The organism is Bradyrhizobium sp. BTAi1 (genome assembly GCF_000015165.1).
Taxonomy (GTDB): domain Bacteria; phylum Pseudomonadota; class Alphaproteobacteria; order Rhizobiales; family Xanthobacteraceae; genus Bradyrhizobium; species Bradyrhizobium denitrificans.
On sequence record NC_009485.1, the window covers coordinates 816,804 to 835,879 of the forward strand.

Here is a 19,076-nt window from a genome sequence, read left to right on the forward strand (position 1 = left end):
GACGGCGCCCTGTCCATTCAGGGACGGTGTCGCACGGAAGACGCGGCACCGCGTCACCCCGCCGTCTCGCTTTTCAGCAGGCGTTCCAGCGTTTCCAGCCGGTCGGCATCCCGCGGCGGCTTGTCCCAGCGCAGGCGGTTGATGCGCGGGAAGCGCATCGCGATGCCGGATTTATGCCGCGGCGAGCGCTGCAGGCCCTCGAAGGCAACCTCCAGCACCAGCCCCTGCTCGGGCTCGTGCACGACATGGCGGACAGGGCCGAACTTCTCGGTGGTGTTGCGGCGGACGAAACGATCGATCTGCAGCAGTTCCTCGTCGGTGAAGCCGAAATAGGCCTTGCCGACAGGGACGAGCTGATCGCCGGCTTCACCCGCCGTCCACACACCGAACGTGTAGTCGGAGTAGTAGGATGAGCGCTTGCCGTGGCCGCGCTGCGCATACATCAGCACGGCATCGATGATGTGCGGATCGTGCTTCCACTTCCACCATTGTCCTTTGGGCCGGCCCGGCAGATAGGGCGCGTCGCGCCGCTTCAACATCACGCCTTCGACCGCTTCGGCATCGTCGCCGGCGCCGGCCGATGCGGGATTGGCGCGCGCCGCTTTCAGTTCGTCCCAGCTCGCGAAGGCGATCGTCGGCGACAGGTCGACGCGCGGATCGTCCAACCGCCGGATGAACGCCTCGAGCTGTTCGCGCCGTTCGGCGAAGGGCCGCTCGCGCAGATCGCTGCCTTCGTCGCTGAGCAGGTCGTAGGCGCGCAGATGGATCGGATATTCCTTCATCAGCTTTGGCGACACGGTCTTGCGGTTCAGCCGCTGCTGCAGCACGTTGAAGCTCTGCACGCGCTTCTCGCGCACCACCAGCAGCTCGCCGTCGAGCGCGCCGGGCAGATGCAGGGATGGCAACAGATCAGGGAAGCTCGGTGTGATGTCCTCGCCGCTGCGCGAATACAGCCGCGTCACGATGCATCCGTCGCTGTCGCGGCCGCTGACCGCCTGCACGCGGATGCCGTCCCATTTCCATTCGGCGATGTAGTCGGCCGCATTCATGCTTTCGAAATCGTCGTCTTCGACGGCATGCGCGAGCATCACGGGCCGGAACGGCGCGGGATCGCTGTTGACGGGTTTGTCGCCGCGGCCCTCGAGCCAGGCGAACAGGTCGAGATAAGGCGGCGACAGCCCCGGCCAGACCAGCTCGACCTCATGCGGGTCCTTGTCGCCGAGCGCGGCCGCCGCGGTCTTGGCGAGACGTGCCGAGATGCCGATGCGAAGTGCGCCGGTGACCAGCTTCAGCAGCGCCCAGCGTCCGGTCTCGTCGAGCTCGTCGAGCCATTGCGCCAGCTGCCGCGGCATCTCGGTCTTGCCGAGCGTGCGCAAGGTGGTGACAACCTCGGTGAGCGTCGGGGGTGGCGGATTGTTGTGTCCTGCTGCGTGAGCTCCTGGTGGGAGCGCTTCCGGGAGACTGCCCGTGGGGACACCCCCTCCCTGACCCTCCCCCACAAGGGGGGAGGGAATGGAGAGGGCGGGCGCTGAGGAACGGAGGATGTCTGTTGGAGCCACGTTCGAGGCCGTGCCGGCGGTGGATGCCGCACGTCCTGTCGATGCCGTTGGTCCCATTGCCGATGGCATCCCAGGTGCAAGCGCCACGCGCAACTGCGCTCCCTCCCCCCTTGTGGGGGAGGGCTGGGGAGGGGGGGACCCCGCGACATGCTGCTGCTGATGCGCACCGCCCTTCGGCCACATCAGCGCGACGGTCTCGGAGAGGTCACCGACGTAATCATACGACAGCGCGAACAGCACCGGGTCGGTGCGGGCGGCGATGAGGTCGCGGATCAGCGCCGGCTTGGCGTGCTTGAACGACAATGCGCCGGTCAGCGCGCCCAGCGCGTAGCCGCGGTCGGGGTCCTCGGCCTCGCGGAAATATGCGGTCAGCAGGCGCAGCTTGTTGTTGCGGCCCGGCTCATAAGCGAGGCGGTCGAGCAGCTCGGCGAAGCGGTTCATGCCTCGGCGTCCTCCGTGGCCGCCGCCTCGCTCTCCTCCTCGTCGCCATAGCCGACCAGGTCGAGCGGCCGTGCCGCGAGGCCCTTGCTCCGGCACCAATGCACCAGCGCGTCCTCCTGGCCATGCGTGACCCACACTTCGCCGGCGCCGGTCGCCGCGATGGTCGCGGTCAGCCCGTCCCAGTCGGCATGATCCGAGATCACCAGCGGCAGCTCGACGCCGCGCTGCCGCGCGCGGGCGCGCACCCGCATCCAGCCCGAGGCGAAGGCGGTCACCGGATCGGGAAAACGCCGCGTCCACAGATCGGAGGTCGCGCTTGGCGGTGCGAGCGTGATGGTGCCGGCAAGCTCCGCCTTCTTGACGCCCTTCACCGGCCTGAGCTCGCCGAGCGCGATGCCCTTGTCCTGGTAGTAGCGCGTGATCTTCTCCATCGCGCCATGCAGGTAGATCGGAGCATCGTAGCCGGCCTCGCGGATCAGCGCGATCACGCGCTGCGCCTTGCCCAGGGAATATGCCCCGACCAGATGCGCGCGCTCCGGAAACAGCGCGACCGACGCCAGCAGCTTCTTCACTTCAGCCGCGGCGTCGCCATGGCGGAACACCGGCAGGCCGAACGTCGCCTCGGTGATGAAGACGTCGCATTGCACCAGCTCGAACGGCGCGCAGGTCGGATCGCGCGCATCCTTGTAGTCGCCGGACGCGACGATGCAGGTGCCGCCGGAGGACACCTTGATCTGCGCTGAACCGAGCACGTGGCCTGCGGGATAAAAGCTGACCGTGACCTCGCCGAGCCGGATCTCGTCGCCATAGCGGATCGCCTGCGTGCTGCCGGCAAAATTCTCGCCGTAGCGCAGTCGCATGATGTCCAGCGTCTCCTGCGTCGCCAGCACCGCGCCGTGGCCGGCCCGCGCATGGTCGGAATGGCCATGCGTGATCAGCGCCCGCTCGACCGGGCGCACGGGATCGATGTGGAAGCCGCCGGCCTTGCAGCACAGGCCGGCGGGAACCGGCAGCAGGATGTCTTGCGGACGCATGGCGGTCATATAGGTCTCGCGTTGGAAGAATTCAGCCTCTCAACGCTCCACTCGTCATGCGCGGGCTTGACCCGCGCATCCATCTTTTGGAATGACTCGTTCGATGATGGATGGCCGGGTCCCGCCTTCGCTGAAGCTACGGCGGGCGGGCAAGCCCGGCCATGACGACTCCGTGGTTCCCCAATGCCCCACCGCTTCTTCCTCTCCTCCGGCGACCTGATCGCCGACCGCCGCTACGAGTTTGCCCGCGACCTGCAGCTCAAGGGCGATCTGGCCGCGGCCGCCGAAGTGATGGAGCAGGCCATCGAAGTCGCCCCCAACTTTGCTTCCGCATGGTTCGAACTCGGCCAGATCAGGATCGCGCTCGGCGAAACGGACAAGGCGATCACCGCCTTCCAGAACGCCTGCGCCGCCGATCCGGATGACCGCCACGGCGCCGGCGTGCGGCTGATGCAGCTCGGTGCCGCGCCGCTGTCGGATATGCCCAAGGCCTATGTGCGGTCGCTGTTCGACCAATATGCGCCGCGCTTCGAGGCCGAGCTGATCGAGCGGCTCAATTACCGCGCGCCGGCGATCCTGTTCAAGGCGGTGCTCGCGGTGCGCGTTGCCGAGAAGAAGCCGGCTTATTTTCAGCGCGCCATCGATCTCGGCTGCGGGACGGGCCTTGGCGCCGCGGCCTTCGCCAAGAATGTCGACAGCTTCATCGGCATCGACCTGTCAGCCGGAATGATCGCGCAAGCGCGCGAAACAGGGCTCTATGCCGCGCTCGAAGTCGACGACATGACGGCAGGCCTGCAGCGGCAGCCCGACCTGTCAGCCGACCTCGTCCTGGCTGCCGACGCGATGGTCTATGTCGGCGATCTCGCCCCGGTGCTCGCCGAGGCCCATCGTGTTTTGAGACCCAGCGGGCTCGTGACCTTCACCGTGGAGACCCATGATGGTGAGGGGGTGATCATGGGCAAGGGATTGCGCTATGCCCATGGTGCGGAATATGTCCGCGGCGTCATCCAATCGACCGGGTTGCAGCTCAAGCATCTCGAACCGGCCTCGCCGCGCACCGAGGAACAGCTGCCGGTGCGCGGGCTTGCGGTGGTCGCGACCAGGACTTGAGTCTACACGCTATTGAATGCGCTGCACGCAGCGTCGAATGCGGCAACTTCGCTCTTGCCGCAGCTCTCCCGATGCCAAAAAATGCCGGCAGTCCAGGGAGAGACAACAATGAAAAAACATCTCACGCGGCGCGATTTCTGCGCCACCGCGCTTGCGACCATCGGTGCCTCGACGATGGCCTCGCCCTATGTCTGGGCGGCCGAAAAGAAATACGATCCCGGCGCCAGCGATACCGAGATCAAGCTCGGCCAGACCGTGCCGCATTCCGGCCCAGGCTCGCTCTACGGCGTGCTCGGTCGCGTCGGCGAAGCCTATTTCCAGATGCTCAACGAGCAGGGCGGCATCAACGGCCGCAAGGTCAAGTTCCTCACCATGGACGACGCCTACAGCGCGCCGAAATGCGTCGAGGCGACGCGGCGCCTCGTCGAGCAGGAGGAGGTGCTCGCTCTGTACGGCTCGCTCGGCACCGCGCCGCAGACTGCGGTCCACAAATACCTCAATTCGAAGGGCGTGCCGCAGTTGCTCCTCAACACCGGCGCCTCGAAGTGGAACGATCCCAAGAACTACAAATGGACCATGGCCGGACTGCCGCTGTATCCGACTGAGGCGCGCATCCTCGCCAAGCATGTGCTGAGCGTGAAGCCCGAGGCCAAGATCGGCATCCTCTATCAGAACGACGATTTCGGCCGCGACTTCCTCGGCCCCTTCAAGAAGGTGCTGGCCGATGCCGGCGGCAAGGCCCAGGTGATCATGGAGCAGACCTATGATCTCACCGAGCCGACGGTCGATTCGCAGCTGATCAATTTGTCGAAGTCTGGCGCCGACGTGTTCTACAACATCACCACCGGCAAGGCGACGTCGCAGTCGATCCGGAAAGTGGCCGAGCTCGGCTGGAAGCCGTTGCAGCTGCTGTCTGCCGGCTCGACCGGCCGTTCGATCCTGTCGGCTGCCGGTCTCGAGAACGCCAAGGACATCGTCGCCATCCGCTATTCCAAGGATGCCGGCGTGCCGCAATGGAAGGACGATCCGGACGTCAAGGGTTTCGAGGCACTGCGCGCCAAGTACCTGCCCAACATCGACCCCGACAACACCATCGCCTATGCCGGCTATGGCCAGGCGGTGTCGATGGGCGAGATCCTGCGCCGCTGCGGCGACACCCTGACCCGCGAAAATGTACTGAAGCAGGCCACCACGCTGGCCGGCTTCCACTCGCCCTTCTTCCTCGACGGCGTCAATTTCGCTTATACGCCCGATGACTACACGCCGATGAAGACGCTCTATATCTCGATCTTCGACGGCAAGGATTGGAGCATCTCCGAGAAGCCGATGACGGAGTAGGGGGCGCGCTTAGTCGTCATCGCGAGCGCAGCGACGCGATCCAGAGTCTTTCTACGGATAGAGCCTGGATTTCGTCGTCGCTGCGCTCCTCGCAGTGACGAGGTGGGCAGAGCTGCAGCCTGACATTCTGCTGTCGTCCCTGCGAACGCAGGACCCCCTAACCACCGGCCGTGGTGGGACGATGACTGCAGTTGCGCCTCACGGATGGATTCCGCGGTATGGGTCCGTGCGTTCGCAGGGACGACGGCGGAAATCGGGGAGGCGCTGGTCCGCCCCAGCAAGGGCCGGATGCCAGCGGTGTTTCCCGCGGCGGCTCGGCTGCCTCGGGCCTCGACGAACCGCGGGCGACTGCCTACCTTCCCCCGGTGCCGCCCCGCATCTCACCAGTCCCGCCTGACGACAGCGCCGCGCTGCCGGACCATTTCAATAGATGGTTCGCGGCGCGCGGCTGGGCGCCGCGTGCGCATCAGCTGGCGCTGCTGGACAAGGCGCGCGCGCAGCGCTCGGCGCTGCTGATCGCCCCCACCGGTGCCGGCAAGACGCTGGCCGGGTTCCTGCCGACCCTGGTGGAGCTCGGCTCCGCGGTTGCGACACCGCACCGATCGGCTCTCGCCAAGCAAGCCGCTCTCTCCACTCCTTTCCCCCTCGTGGGGGAGGGGCGAGGAGGGGGGCCGCCGGCGGCGGCGCCAATGGTGGAATCCGCTCCGCAACAGCCCGCTTCTCAGCAATCGGCAACTGCCGACACCGCAGCGAAGCAGCCCGCCAGATCCATCGCCCGCCCCGCCGGCCTGCACACCCTCTACATCTCGCCCTTGAAGGCGCTCGCCGTCGACATCGCGCGCAATCTCCAGGCGCCGATCTCCGAGATGGGCCTGCCGATCAAGGTCGAGACCCGGACCGGCGATACGCCGGCGTCACGCAAGCAGCGGCAGCGACGCTATCCGCCCGACATCCTGCTGACGACACCCGAGCAGCTGGCGCTGTTGTTGTCGTCGGACGACGCGCCGCATCTGTTTTCCTCGCTCCAGCGCGTGGTGCTGGACGAGCTGCATGCGCTGGTCACCTCCAAGCGCGGCGATCTGTTGTCCCTCGGGCTGGCGCGGCTGTGGCGCCTCGCGCCCGGTCTGCGCATGATCGGCCTGTCGGCGACCGTCGCGCAGCCGGAGCAGCTCGCGCGCTTTCTGGTGCCGCAGCCGAATGGCAGCAGCGTCGCCGCCGACGTCGTCGTCGCCGGGGGCGCTGCGCCGCCGCTGGTCGAGATGCTGGACACGCAGGAGCGCCTGCCCTGGGCCGGCCATAGTGCCCGGCACGCGCTGGCCGAGATGTACGAGCTCATCAAGACGAACAAGACCACGCTCGTCTTCGTCAACACCCGCAGCCAGGCCGAGATGCTGTTCCAGGAGTTCTGGCGGATCAACGACGACAATCTCGCCATTGCCCTGCATCATGGCTCGCTCGACGTTGCGCAACGCCGCAAGGTCGAGGATGCGATGGCGGCCGGCAGGCTCCGCGGCGTGGTCTGCACATCCTCGCTCGACCTCGGCGTCGATTGGGGCGACGTCGACCTCGTCATCAATGTCGGCGCGCCCAAGGGCTGCTCGCGGCTGATGCAGCGCATCGGCCGCGCCAATCACCGGCTCGACGAAGCCTCGCGCGCGGTGCTCGTGCCGGCCAACCGCTTCGAGGTGCTGGAATGCTCGGTCGCGATCGAGGCCATCGCCGACAATGCGCAGGATACGCCGCCGCTGCGCACCGGCGCGCTCGACGTGCTGGCCCAGCACGTGCTCGGCTGCGCCTGCGGCGAGCCGTTTGCCAGCGATGAGCTTTATGCCGAGGTGATCACGGCCGCGCCCTATGCACAGCTGTCGCGTGCCGATTTCGACGATGTCGTCGACTTCGTCGCGTCCGGCGGCTACGCGCTGAAGACCTATGAGCGCTTCGCGCGCATCAAGCAGGACGCCAAGGGACGCTGGCGCGTCGCCAATCCCAAGGTGCGGCAGAGCTATCGCTTGAACGTCGGCACCATCGTCGAGGAGGCGATGCTGAAGGTGCGGCTGGTGCGCTCGCGCGGCGGGGCCAAAGGGACGACCGGCGCGATCGCGCGCGGCGGCCGGCTGCTCGGCGAGATCGAGGAATACTTCATCGAGGGTCTCACACCGGGCGACACCTTCGTGTTCGGCGGCGAGATCGTGCGCTACGAGGCGCTGGCCGAGGATCAGGTCTACGTGTCGCGCGCCAACGACGCCGATCCGAAAGTGCCATCCTACATGGGCGGCAAGTTCCCGCTGTCGACCTATCTCGCCGAGCGCGTCCGCGGCCTGCTCGACGATCGCAAGGCGTGGATGCAATTGCCGGAGCAGGTGCGCGACTGGCTCGCGCTGCAGACCGATGTCTCGCGGATCCCTGCCCGGCGCGAGCTGCTGGTCGAGACCTTTCCTCGCTCCAACAAGCATTACCTCGTCTGCTATCCGTTCGAAGGCCGGCTCGCGCATCAGACGCTCGGCATGCTGCTGACGCGCCGCTTGGAGCGCGCGCGCGCCCGGCCGCTTGGCTTCGTCGCCAATGAATATGCGCTGGCGGTGTGGGGGCTCGGCGACATGTCGCTGATGGTGAGCCAAGGCCGGCTGGATCTCGCCGCGCTGTTCGATCCGGACATGCTGGGCGACGATCTCGAAGCGTGGCTCGCTGAATCCGCGCTGATGAAGCGCACCTTCCGCTCCTGCGCCATCATTTCCGGACTGATTCCGCGCCGTTTCACCGGCGAGGAGAAGACGCGCCGCCAAGTGCTGTTCTCGACCGATCTCGTCTACGACGTGCTGCGCCGGCACCAGCCCGATCACATGCTGTTGCGCGCCGCGCGCGCCGATGCCGCCACCGGCCTGCTCGATCTGCGCCGCCTGGGTGATATGCTTAAGCGCATCGAGGGCCGAATCACCCATCGTCCGCTCGATCGCGTCTCGCCTCTGGCGGTGCCGGTGATGCTGGAAATCGGCCGCGAATCCGTCTATGGCGAGGCCGCCGACGAACTCCTGGCCGAGGCCGCCGAGGAACTCGTCAAGGAGGCGATGGGGTAGCAGCAGCGAGGCGGAATTGCGGGGGACGATCTGCTCATCGGGGATGATGGACGTCGCCGGGACCGCGCTGCGGGTCGATCTCTCCGGTGCGCTGGTGTGGGACGCGCAGCGCCTGCTCGTCGTCTCCGACCTGCATCTGGAAAAGGGGTCGAGCTTCGCCGCGCGCGGCACCCTCCTGCCGCCGTTCGACACGGTTGCGACCTTGCAGCGGCTTACCGCCGTGATCGCGCACTACGATCCCCGCACTGTGATCGCGCTCGGCGACAGCTTTCATGACCGCGAGGCACATCAGCGTCTCACCGGCGACGACCGGGCCTGCATCGCCAATCTGCAGGTCGGCCGCGACTGGATCTGGATCACCGGCAATCATGATCCGGCGCCACGCGGCGTCGGCGGCGAGGTCGCAGACGCGATCACGCTCGGTGCCGTGACGTTCCGCCACGAGCCGACCGGTGCGCGCGGCGAGATCGCCGGCCATCTGCATCCGAAGGCGCGGGTGGCGACGCGGGCGCGCACCTTGGAGCGCCGTTGCTTCGTCTCCGACGGCGAGCGCGCGGTGATGCCGGCCTTCGGCGCCTATGTCGGGGGCTTGAGCGTGCGCGACGCCGCGTTCGCAAAACTGTTCCCGAAGCGCGCCTTCATCGCGCACGTGCTAGGGGATACTCGCCTGCACAGCATCGCCGCGGCGAGGTGTTATTAGTTGGATTCGTGATCTTGCGCCGGCACGTCTGAATCTGACGCGACCATGCCCGCCAAGACTTCTGCTGCGCCCTCTGCCCCGCTTGCGGGGGAGAGTTGGAGAGGGGGGGCGCCACGGGCACCGCCGTTGGAGCGGCCCCCTCCCTAGCCCTCCTCCGCAAGCGGGGGAGGGCATGTACCGTGCGCGTGGCGCGATGGTCAGAGAAGCCGCGGACGCTAGCCGTCAAGCCGCCTTCGCCTGCACCTTGTCGCAGAACTCGGCCAGCCGGTCGGCGAGGCGCAACGTCGCCGGGCTGGCATCGGGCGAGGCGACCAGCGCCACCTCGGTGCGGTCGATCGGCGCGAAGCCTTCGCGGGCGGTCAGCACGCGATGGTCTGACTGCACCGACATCTCCGAGAGGATGCTGAGGCCCATGCCGGCCGCGACCGCGGCCTGGATGGCGGCGAGGCTCGACGAGGTGTAGGCCATGTGCCAGGCGCGCCCTGCGCTCTCCAGCGCATGGATCGCGCGGGTGCGGTAGATGCAGCCGAGCGGAAATCCGATCAGCGGCAGCGAGCCGCTGTCGAGATTGACGGGATGACTCTTGCTGGTCACCCAATGCACCTGCTCCGGCCACGCGGCGATCGCTGCCCTGGTGTCGTCGACGCCGCGCTTGAGCAGGGCGAGGTCGAGCTCGCCGCGCTCGATGTCGCGCTTGAGGTTGAGGCTCTGGTCGGCGCGCACGTCGAGCCGCAGATTGGGATGGGCGCGCGAGAACGCGGCGAGCAGCTTGGCCAGCCGGTAGGCGGCGAAATCCTCGGGGATGCCGAGCTTCACCGCGCCGTCAGGTCCCGGCCGCGCCACGACATCGCGGGCCTCCTCGGCGAGCGCGAGCAGGCGGCGGGCATAGGACAGCAGCCGCTCGCCGGCCTCGGTCGGCGTCACCGCGCGGCCGTCGCGATTGAGCAGCGTCTGGCCGAGGTCCTCCTCCAGCCGCCGGATCTGCTGGCTGACGGTCGATTGGGTGCGGTGGACGCGCTCGCCGGCCCGGGTGAAGCCGCCGGCATCGACCACCGAGACGAAGCTGCGCAAGAGCTCCAGGTCGAGCATCGGGAACCGTCATTCAAAAATCCACTGAGTTTCAGTCTATCATTTAATTTCCAAATGCGAAAGAACAGCCCTACATCGGCGCCAGAGGAGTTCCCCGATGTCGTCTGTTTCGTCCCCGGCTGCCGTGACCCCGATGAAGTCGACCCTGCTGCCGCTCGAGATCGGCCTGTTCTGCCTGTTATGGAGCTTCGCCTTCGTGGCCGGCAAGATCGGCGTCACCTATTGCCCGCCTTTGCTGCTGCTCGCAGCGCGTTTTTCGCTCGCCGGCGTCCTGATCCTGCTCGTCCCCGTCATTCGCGGCGAGCTGCGCATGGGCTTTCGTGATGCCGCGGTGTTTGCGATCATCGGCATCGCTAACAACGCGCTGTATCTCGGCCTCGGCTACACTGGGCTGCAGACGGTGTCGGCCGGGCTGGGTGGCCTGATCGTCTCGGCCAATCCGGTGTTCACCGCGGTGTTCGCCGCGTTGCTGCTCGGCGAGCCGCTGACCCTGCGCAAGGTCGCAGGGCTGGCGCTCGGCACCATCGGCGTTGCGATGATCGTCTGGCACCGCATGTCGGTCGGGACCGACCAGCTCGAAGGCATTCTCTACACGCTGGCGGCCTTGGCCTCGATCGTCACCGGAACCATCCTGTTCAAGCAGCTCGCGCCGAAGGGCAGCCTGTGGGTCGGCAATGGCATCCAGAACCTCTCCGCCGGCCTCGTGCTGTGGCCGGTCGCGCTCAGCGTCTCCAGCGTTCATGACATCGTGCCGAATCCGCAACTGCTCGGCGCCTTCGCCTTCCTCGTGCTCGGGGGCTCGATCCTCGCTTATGTGCTGTGGTTCCATCTCCTGAAAGTGTGTGGCGCGACCGCCGCCAGCGCCTATCACTTCGTGATGCCGCCGCTGGCGATGATCTTCGCCTTTGTCGTGCTCGGCGAGCACGTCGCGTTGCAGGACCTGTTCGGCGTCGTCCCCGTCGCCATCGGCATCTATCTGGTGACGCGCACGCCGGCGCCGAAGAATGGCTAATCCCGCCGGAACACGATCGACGCCATCCACCCTGTCAGCAGCGCCATTGCCGTGGTGACCAGGCCGTACACCAGACCGTTCTGCCGCGCCGACGTCGCTACGAACTGTTCGAAGCCGACCTTGACGATCTCGAACGCCGTCTCGGACTTGGTGACGAGCGCCCCGTCGGCGAGCAGCTTGATCTCGATCTCATAGGTGCCGATCGGCACCGCCGCGGGCAGCGGAATGCCGGTGCGGAACAAGGTCGGCGTCAGGAAGGTCACGGCGGATGTGTCCTCGCGATACAATCCATGCTGGGACTGCAGCCTGATGAAGGCGCTGCGGAACGCATCGTTCGGCACCACGTCGGCGTAATCCGGCCCGACGCGCTGGGTCAGCAGGACGTTGTTCAGGCCGAGCTGCTGCCGGCGCTGCACCTCAGGCGCGGCCATCGCGTCGAACGGACGGTTGGCGAACAGCGCGAGATAGCCGGGCACCTTCAGGAATTGCCGGGAATCGGTGTTGATCCAGATGCCGAATTTGCGCTCCTTGCGCCGGGTCACCATGTCGGCGCGCGGCCCGCGCACGGTGACCACGAGATCATAGGCGGACCGGCTCGCTGGCGTCTGCGCGTCCTTCTCGACCGAGCCGAACAGCACCAGCTCTTCGCCGGAATAATTTGGCGTCACCGTGACGCGGTGATTGGAGACGGAGGCGATCAGGCGCTCGGCGTGGGCCCCCGCCGCTCCCGAAAGCAGCAGCAGCAGCGTCGTGCTGGCGGTGCGAAGCGGCCTCATTGGCTCTGCTCGGTTTCACGGATCGTGAACAGGTCGGCGGGGCGGATCACGAGCTCGACCGCGAAGCGGATGCCGACCGCGAGGATCAGCAGGCCGAGCAGGAGCCGCAGCTGCTCGCCGCGGATCATCTGGCCGGCGCGGGCCCCGAATTGCGCGCCGGTGACGCCGCCGACCATCAGGATCAGCGCCAGCACGGCGTCGACCAGATGGTTGCTCACCGCGTGCAGCATGGTCGCAATCATCATGGTCGCGAGCGTCAGCACCATCGAGGTGCCGATCACCGTCGAGGTCGGCACACGCAGGATATAGATCAGCAGCGGCACCAGGATGAAGCCGCCGCCAATGCCCATCACGGCGCCGAGGAAGCCGATGAGCAGCCCGATTCCGATGACGGGAATGACGGAGACGTAGATCTTGGATCGCTTGAAGCGCATCTTCAGCGGCAGGCCGTGTATCCAGACGTGACTGCCCGGCCGTCGCACCGTCGGCAGCGCGCCCTGGCGCGCCCGCATGATGGCGCGCAGGCCTTCCCAGAACATCACGCCGCCGACGCTTGTCAGCAGCGCGACATAGGACAGCGCGATCATCAGGTCGAGCTGGCCGAGTGAACGCAGCAGCGTGAAGGTCGACACGCCGAGCGCGGTGCCCAGCGTGCCGCCGATCATCAGCACCAAAGCCAGCGAGGGATCGATCGCGCGGCGCCGCCAATAGGACAGCGCGCCGGAAAACGACGATGCGGCGATGTGGCTGGACACCGAGGCGACGGCGACCGCGGGCGTGATGCCGACGAAGATCAAGAGCGGCGTCATCAGGAAGCCGCCGCCGATCCCGAACATGCCGGAAACGAAGCCGACGGCCGCGCCCATCGCCAGCAACAGGAAGATGTTGACGGGTATGTCGGCGATCGGGAGGTAAATCTGCATTCGCGCGGCCCTGCGAACGGTCCATTAGAGCATCCCGCGCGTCCGAAGCAGGTGCCGTGATCCTGCATAGCCGAAAACCGCGGCAAATGGATCAGGGATTCCCGGTCGGTTTTGTGCGTCAGAAACGGTGCAGCCGCGCCCGGTCGGGAGCGCGGCTGCTGAAGTTTTCGCCGCGCCGGTCAGACGGCCTGTCCCGACGGCGCGGCGGCCCGGTCTGCGCCCTCCTGGCGGCGGGCTTCGGCCGCAAACAGCAGCGAGAGGATCACCGGCAGCAGGGTCAGGGTCAGCAAGGTCGCTGCTGCCAGTCCGCCGATGATCGCAAAGGCCATCGGTCCCCAGAACACCTGCGGCGCGATCGGGATCATGCCGAGGATGGCGGCGAGCGCCGTCAGCAGGATCGGTCGCGCGCGGTGCCTTGCGGCCGCCTTGATGGCGTCATCGGTGGCCATGCCGCCTGCGACATTGATGTCCGCCTCCTCGATCAGGATCACGGCGTTGCGGATGATCATGCCGGCAAGCGCGATGACCCCGAGCTGGGCGACGAAGCCCATCGCGGTGCCGGTCGGCAGCATCGCGCCGACCACGCCGATCAAGCCGAACGGTGCCATGGCCAGCGCAATGCCGGTCCGCGAGAAGCTGCGCAGCTGGACCATCAGCAGCGACACCATGACCAGCAGCATCAAGGGGATGACGGCGAAGATCGACGCATTGCCCTTGGCCGCCTCTTCGACCACGCCGCCCTCGGCGATGCGATAGCCGTCCGGCAGCCCCGCCGCGAACTTGGCCACGGCAGGCGAAAGCGCCTCCGAGACGGTGGCGGGCTGGACGGCTGCGTCGACGTCGGCCTGCACGGTGATGATCGGCAGCCGCTGCCGGCGCCAGATGATCGGCTCCTCGACGCCATAGGCGACGTCAGCGATCTGGCGCAGCGGGATCGCCGCGCCGTCGGGGCCGGTGATCTGCAGATTGGCCACGGTCGCCAGATCGTTGCGCTCGAGCCCAGCGGAGCGGACGACGACGTCGACCAGCCGGTTGGCGTCGCGGACCGTCGTGACCGGGCTGCCGGAGAAGATCGTGGCGAGCGCGGCAGCGACGTCCTGCGACGACAGGCCGACGGCGCGCGCTTCGGTCTGGCGGACCTTGACCTCGACGCTCTTCTGCGGCTCGCCGGCGCTCAGATTGACGTCGCGTGTCTCGGCATTGCCGGCCACGATGTTCGCAAGCTGCATGGCGATCTCGCGCACCTTGCCGACATCGGGGCCGGTGACACGATATTTCAGCGGCCAGCCGACCGGCGGCCCCAATTCGAGCGGGTTGGCGCGGGTGATCAGGTCGGCGAACTCGGTGCGGAACGCGGCATCGAGCCTGGCCTTCACCCGGTCGCGGGCATCCAGATCCCTGGCCACGACCACCATCTGAGTCACGTTGTCATTGCTGAGCAGCACGTCCATCGGCAAATAGAAGCGGATGGCGCCGGCGCCCACATAGGTCGAGAAGCGGTCGATGTCCGGATCCGTCTTCAGCATGGCTTCGAGCCGCTTGGCCTGCACATCGGTTGCCTCGAACGAGGCGTTCTGCGGCAGTGTCAGGCTGACCAGCAGCTCGGGCCGGTCCGACGGCGGAAAGAACTGCTGCTCCAGCCGCATCGCGCCAAGGCCCGAGACGACAAGCGCCGTCAGCGAGACGATGATGGTGGCGGCCGGCCGGCGCAGCACGAGCTCGAGCAGCCGGTTGTAGGCGCGTCCGATCCGGCCGTCTTCATGGCCGTGCGCGGCCATGCTCTTCGGCAGGATCCAGGTGCCGATGATCGGCGAGAACAGCACCGCGACGATCCACGACGCCGACAGCGAGATCAGCACCACCATGAACAGCGAGAAGCAGTATTCGCCGGCGCTGGAGGCGGCGAAGCCGACCGGAATGAAGCCCGCGATCATCACGAGCGTCCCCGTGAGCATCGGAAAGGCGGTGGAGTCGTAGGCATAGGACGCTGCGCGGGCGCGATCCCAGCCGGCCTCCAGCCGCGACACCATCGCCTCCACGGTGATCATGGCGTCGTCGACCAAGAGGCCGAGCGCGATGATCAGGGCGCCGAGCGAGATGCGCTGCAGCCCGATGCCGGCGAGCTCCATGCCGACAAAGGTCATTGCGAGCACCAGCGGAATGGAGAAGGTCACGACCAGGCCGGCGCGCGCGCCGAGCGACAGGAACGACACCGCGAGCACGATCGCAATCGCCTCGACCAGCACCTTGAGGAAGCCGAAGATCGCATCCTTCACGACGCTCGACTGATCGGCGACCGCCACCATGTCGATACCGTGCGGCAGGCGGGCGCCGATCTCGGTCATGCGCTCGCGGACCGCCGCGCCGAATTCGGAGAGATTGCCAGTCGGCGCCATCGAGATCGCGAGGCCGAGCGCCTTCTCGCTATTGACGCGGAACGCGGCCGCCGGCGGGTCGACTGGAATGCGGCTGATCGTGGCGATGTCGGTCAGCGGCACGTAGCGCTGCGCGACGTGCAGGGTCACCGCCCGAAGGCTCGCCTCCGAGGCGAACGCGCCACTGACGCGCAGTGCGATCTTCTCCTCGCCGGTGCGGGTGACGCCGGCCGGCTGCACCGCGTTCTGCGCCGCCAGCGCGTTCATCACCTGCTGCGCATTAAGGCCGAAGGCGGCGAGCTTGCGTGGCGAGAATTCGACCGCGATCTGCTCTTCCTGCACGCCGAGCAGCTGGACCTTGCCGACATCCTTGACGCGCAGCACCTCGGCGCGGATCGTGTCCAGCCGGTCGCGCAGCTCGCGATCGGAGAAGCCTTCGGCCGTGAAGCCATAGATGATGCCGAACGTATCGCCGAACTCATCGTTGAAGAACGGGCCGCGCACGCCTGACGGCAGCATCGGGGCGATGTCGCCGACCTTCTTGCGCACCTGGTACCAGACGTCCGAGACGGCCTGCGGAGGCGTATCGTCGCGCAGGTTCACCATGATCACGGACTCGCCGGCGCGCGTATAGCTGTCGAGCCGATCGAGATAGGGCGTCTCTTCGAGCTTCTGCTCGATGCGGTCGGTGACGAGGTTGGTCGTGTCCGCGACGGTGGCGCCGGGCCAGATCACCGACACCACCATGGTCTTGATCGTGAAGGGCGGGTCCTCGTTGCGTGTCAGCTTAGTGTAGCTCCACGCGCCGGCCAGCAGCACCACGATCATCATGAAGATGACGAGGGATGATTGGCGCAGCGCCCAGGCCGAGAGGTTGAAGCCGGAGCCGTGACCGGAGTGGGTGTCGGGCGCGCTCATTTCACATCTCCATCAAAGGCGACAATCTGGTCGGGACGCAGCTTGCTGACGCCGGCGGTGACGATGTCGTCGCCGGCCGCAAGCCCGGAGGTGACGTAGATGGTCGAAGCCGTGTAGCGGCTGACGGTCACCGGCTTGCGCTTGAGCGTCTTGCTGCGCGGCTCGACGACATAGACCGCCGGTTGTCCGTTCTCAGCGGTCAGCGCCGAGGCGGGCAATGCGATGCTGCGCCCGGCCAGATAGCGCACCGAGCCGGTCACGACGGCGCCATAGGACAGCGGCGGCGTGTCGGGGAGGGCAACGCGGACGCGGTAGGTCCGGGTCGAGGGATCGGCGGTCGGGCTCACGTCGCGCACGCGTCCGCTCAACACCACCGATGGATCGGACACGAGCGTGACCTTCACCTCGATATCGGGCGGCGCGTTGTTGATCACACTTTCGGCGACGTTGAACACCGCGTCGCGCTCGAGCGACGAGGCAAGCCGGACCACCATCTGGCCGGCGGGCACGACTTGCCCCGCATTGGCGCCGATGGCGGTGATCACGCCGGTCTCCGGCGCGAGCAGCCGCGTGTAGCTCAGCCGCGCCTTGGCATTGGCGAGCGCGGAGGCGGCCGCGTCGAGGCGCGCCTTGGCCGAGCGCCAATTCGCGTCGGCCTCATCGACCCGGACCTGGGCGACGATCTGCTTGTCGAGCAGGATCTGCTGTCGTTCCAGCGTGGTCTTCGCCAGGCTTTCCGCTGCCGTGGCGCTGGCAAGATCCGCTTCCGCCGCACGCAGCTCGTTGGCGACGTTGGTATCGTCGAGCGTGGCGAGCAACTCGCCCTTCTGCACGCTGGCTCCGATCTCGACCTGGCGGGAGGTGACGCGCCCGTCGATCCGGAAACCGAGATCGGTCTCGACATGGGGACGAACCTCGCCGGTCTGGGTGATCTCTTCACCGCCGTCGATGGGCGTTGCCTTGACCGTCCTGACCGGGCGGGGCTTTTCAGCGGCCGGCGGCGGCTCTTGACAGGCCGCCAGTGTGAACAGGGCAAGCAACAGGGTGGCGCCTGAAGGCGCGTGCCGACTGAACGTCATGGGGAGTTTACCTCGTCGTTGAGGGAGGGACAGACAAGCCGCGGAGCATCGTGTCCGCGGCGGTAGCGGCCAGCCGAAGCAGGTCGCCGAAATCGATCTGGTTGACGGTGACCCCGAGCGTGACGATGCCGTGGACGCTGCCCCACAGCAGTTGCGTCGCAGCCTCTGCCGGCATCGCCTGCAACGCTCCGGCGCGGATCGCCTGCTCGACGCGCGCCTGCAGCCGCAGATAGGAGGCGAAGAAGTCCTGCTCGCGCGCGAGTTCGTCGAACTGCCCGAGATCGTTTTCGAGGAACATCAGCCTGAAGCGGGCGGGATCGGCGAGGGCGAATTCCGCATAGGCCCTCAGTATGCCGGCAATCGCATCGACATCGTGGTCATGAGCGGCGTCCATGGCGACGATCCGGGCGTCGAGCTCGGCAATGGCATCCGACCAGAGGGCCATCAGCACGTGCTGCTTGGTCGGAAAATAGCGATAGAGGGCTCCCGCCGTCAGTCCGATCGCGCTGGCGATGCGGCGCATCGACAGCGCCGCATAGCCCTCGCTGGCAACGATCGCCGCGGTTTCCGCCAGGATGCGGCGCCTTGTGCTGTCGAGTTCGTCGGGTGTGAGCGCGGGCCGGGCCATGCCATCTCCAAACAGTCGTAAACGCGTTTATTATTGATGTTTATTAAACGTGTTTTTCAATACGTCAAGAGATGTTCCGGCCGCTGCTCATCATCCAGCGACATCCTAAGTATCTGATTTTATGGAATATATTGACCGATGACGGCCGGCGATCACAGAGGCTTGAGCTGGACGCTGACCAGTTTCATCGCCTCCGCGTCCTTCGGGTCGAGCCAGCGGATCTCGCGAGTCTGCGACATGGCCTCGATCACCTGGGATGAGACCCCCATCCGCGTCATGTAGCCGAGGATTGCGCCGGTCACGCGCTGCGTATCGGCCACGGCGTCCTCGCCCTGGGCGGCAGACGTGAACCGGTGCACGCCGAGTGCCGAGCCATCGAGGCCGTACCGGGTCTGGCCACCGGCAAAGGCGAAAACGCAGGCGCTGGCGCAGGTGGCGGGGCGAATCCGGCCGGCATCGTCCACGGCCCCCACGGCGGTGGCGAGGCCATGAGCGCGCAGGATCTCGCCCATCAGCACGCCCTGGTCGAGACTGCCGCCGGGCGAGGCCAGCAGCACGATGTCGCCGGGCTTCAGCTGCGCTTCGTCGATGCGCGCGCGCAGCCAGCCCGCCGCCGCAGGACCGATGCTGCCGCGAACAGCGAGCACGGCGCGCTTTGGCGTCAGTCCGGGAATCGCGGCGTCGGCGATCAGTCGCGACGACAGGCTGGGCGACACATACTGATCCTTCCAGAACGACCAGGCATCGGGACGCGACAGGTCGCGATAGGCGCGAATGCCGGTGCCGAGCACGATGGCGACGAAGAAGATCACCGAGCCGATCCGCCGCCACCGGACCCCTGACGGAAGGCGGTCGGTCATGTCCGGCGGCTGCGGCGGAGGAGCGGAGGTCACCGTCGAGGCCGGCCGCGGCGCAACGCGGGGACCCGTCGGCGACTGCCGGAAGCGCGCCCCGTCCTGCTGTCCGTCTTCGGCTGACACGCTCGCACTCCCTCGGGCGCCCCATGATGGTCCGCCCACC

The 19,076-nt window shown here is 67.1% G+C and carries 14 protein-coding genes; 5 read left to right on the top strand and 9 right to left on the bottom strand.

Annotated features, from left to right (window positions below; translation table 11 throughout):
- Nucleotides 1–53: 53 nt before the first annotated feature.
- Nucleotides 54–2,000, bottom strand: a complete 1,947-nt coding sequence (locus BBTA_RS03735) for an ATP-dependent DNA ligase (protein ID WP_012041111.1) — start codon at nt 1,998–2,000, stop codon at nt 54–56.
- Nucleotides 1,997–3,043 (bottom strand): ligase-associated DNA damage response exonuclease, encoded by a 1,047-nt coding sequence (locus BBTA_RS03740; protein ID WP_012041112.1) that lies wholly within the window; start codon nt 3,041–3,043, stop codon nt 1,997–1,999. Before BBTA_RS03740 ends, BBTA_RS03735 begins: the two co-directional genes overlap by 4 nt.
- A gap of 174 nt (nt 3,044–3,217) precedes the next feature.
- On the opposite strand from BBTA_RS03740, the gene BBTA_RS03745 reads away from it, so the two are divergent.
- The 4 genes from BBTA_RS03745 (at nt 3,218) to pdeM (ending at nt 9,256) form a co-directional block, all read left to right on the top strand.
- A complete protein-coding gene (locus tag BBTA_RS03745) occupies nt 3,218–4,144 on the top strand; it encodes a class I SAM-dependent methyltransferase (RefSeq protein WP_012041113.1) in 927 nt (308 codons plus the stop codon).
- A 108-nt stretch (nt 4,145–4,252) separates the two neighbouring features.
- Nucleotides 4,253–5,482, top strand: coding sequence for an ABC transporter substrate-binding protein (locus tag BBTA_RS03750; RefSeq protein WP_012041114.1), 1,230 nt, complete (start codon nt 4,253–4,255; stop codon nt 5,480–5,482).
- A 365-nt stretch (nt 5,483–5,847) separates the two neighbouring features.
- Entirely contained in the window at nt 5,848–8,556 is a 2,709-nt protein-coding gene (locus BBTA_RS03755; RefSeq protein ID WP_041750304.1) for a ligase-associated DNA damage response DEXH box helicase, read from the top strand.
- A gap of 46 nt (nt 8,557–8,602) precedes the next feature.
- The gene (pdeM, locus tag BBTA_RS03760) at nt 8,603–9,256 is read left to right on the top strand and encodes a ligase-associated DNA damage response endonuclease PdeM (RefSeq protein WP_244424453.1); all 654 of its coding nucleotides are present in this window, start codon (nt 8,603–8,605) and stop codon (nt 9,254–9,256) included.
- A gap of 222 nt (nt 9,257–9,478) precedes the next feature.
- Here the strand turns inward: pdeM and BBTA_RS03765 are convergent, their stop codons facing one another.
- The gene (locus BBTA_RS03765) at nt 9,479–10,345 is read right to left on the bottom strand and encodes a LysR family transcriptional regulator (protein WP_012041117.1); all 867 of its coding nucleotides are present in this window, start codon (nt 10,343–10,345) and stop codon (nt 9,479–9,481) included.
- 97 nt (nt 10,346–10,442) lie between these two features.
- Here BBTA_RS03765 and BBTA_RS03770 point away from each other — a divergent pair, with 97 nt between their 5' ends.
- Nucleotides 10,443–11,357, top strand: coding sequence for a DMT family transporter (locus BBTA_RS03770; protein ID WP_012041118.1), 915 nt, complete (start codon nt 10,443–10,445; stop codon nt 11,355–11,357).
- Here BBTA_RS03770 and BBTA_RS03775 read toward each other — a convergent pair.
- From BBTA_RS03775 to BBTA_RS03800, 6 genes are all read right to left on the bottom strand, one after another.
- Nucleotides 11,354–12,133, bottom strand: a complete 780-nt coding sequence (locus tag BBTA_RS03775; RefSeq protein ID WP_012041119.1) for a TIGR02186 family protein — start codon at nt 12,131–12,133, stop codon at nt 11,354–11,356. The two genes, BBTA_RS03770 and BBTA_RS03775, sit on opposite strands and share 4 nt — an antisense overlap.
- Nucleotides 12,130–13,056 (bottom strand): sulfite exporter TauE/SafE family protein, encoded by a 927-nt coding sequence (locus BBTA_RS03780; RefSeq protein WP_012041120.1) that lies wholly within the window; start codon nt 13,054–13,056, stop codon nt 12,130–12,132. Before BBTA_RS03780 ends, BBTA_RS03775 begins: the two co-directional genes overlap by 4 nt.
- A 179-nt stretch (nt 13,057–13,235) precedes the next feature.
- Nucleotides 13,236–16,349 (bottom strand): efflux RND transporter permease subunit, encoded by a 3,114-nt coding sequence (locus BBTA_RS03785; protein ID WP_012041121.1) that lies wholly within the window; start codon nt 16,347–16,349, stop codon nt 13,236–13,238.
- Entirely contained in the window at nt 16,346–17,428 is a 1,083-nt protein-coding gene (locus tag BBTA_RS03790) for an efflux RND transporter periplasmic adaptor subunit (protein WP_012041122.1), read from the bottom strand. The genes BBTA_RS03785 and BBTA_RS03790 overlap by 4 nt, the downstream gene beginning before the upstream one ends.
- Nucleotides 17,429–17,435: 7 nt before the next feature.
- On the bottom strand, nt 17,436–18,056 hold the full coding sequence (locus BBTA_RS03795; RefSeq protein WP_012041123.1) for a TetR/AcrR family transcriptional regulator: 621 nt from the start codon (nt 18,054–18,056) through the stop codon (nt 17,436–17,438).
- Between the two features lie 152 nt (nt 18,057–18,208).
- Nucleotides 18,209–19,036, bottom strand: coding sequence for a hypothetical protein (locus BBTA_RS03800; RefSeq protein ID WP_012041124.1), 828 nt, complete (start codon nt 19,034–19,036; stop codon nt 18,209–18,211).
- Between the last annotated feature and the right edge of the window lie 40 nt (nt 19,037–19,076).

Bases quoted from the DNA above. Each gene is read 5' to 3' on its own strand.
- BBTA_RS03775 (WP_012041119.1), bottom strand. From the start codon at position 12,133: ATGAGGCCGCTTCGCACCGCCAGCACGACGCTGCTGCTGCTGCTTTCG.
- BBTA_RS03740 (WP_012041112.1), bottom strand. From the start codon at position 3,043: ATGACCGCCATGCGTCCGCAAGACATCCTGCTGCCGGTTCCCGCCGGC.
- BBTA_RS03780 (WP_012041120.1), bottom strand. From the start codon at position 13,056: ATGCAGATTTACCTCCCGATCGCCGACATACCCGTCAACATCTTCCTG.
- BBTA_RS03765 (WP_012041117.1), bottom strand. From the start codon at position 10,345: ATGCTCGACCTGGAGCTCTTGCGCAGCTTCGTCTCGGTGGTCGATGCC.
- BBTA_RS03745 (WP_012041113.1), top strand. From the start codon at position 3,218: ATGCCCCACCGCTTCTTCCTCTCCTCCGGCGACCTGATCGCCGACCGC.
- BBTA_RS03790 (WP_012041122.1), bottom strand. From the start codon at position 17,428: ATGACGTTCAGTCGGCACGCGCCTTCAGGCGCCACCCTGTTGCTTGCC.
- BBTA_RS03750 (WP_012041114.1), top strand. From the start codon at position 4,253: ATGAAAAAACATCTCACGCGGCGCGATTTCTGCGCCACCGCGCTTGCG.
- BBTA_RS03735 (WP_012041111.1), bottom strand. From the start codon at position 2,000: ATGAACCGCTTCGCCGAGCTGCTCGACCGCCTCGCTTATGAGCCGGGC.
- BBTA_RS03795 (WP_012041123.1), bottom strand. From the start codon at position 18,056: ATGGCCCGGCCCGCGCTCACACCCGACGAACTCGACAGCACAAGGCGC.
- pdeM (WP_244424453.1), top strand. From the start codon at position 8,603: ATGGACGTCGCCGGGACCGCGCTGCGGGTCGATCTCTCCGGTGCGCTG.
- BBTA_RS03785 (WP_012041121.1), bottom strand. From the start codon at position 16,349: ATGAGCGCGCCCGACACCCACTCCGGTCACGGCTCCGGCTTCAACCTC.
- BBTA_RS03770 (WP_012041118.1), top strand. From the start codon at position 10,443: ATGTCGTCTGTTTCGTCCCCGGCTGCCGTGACCCCGATGAAGTCGACC.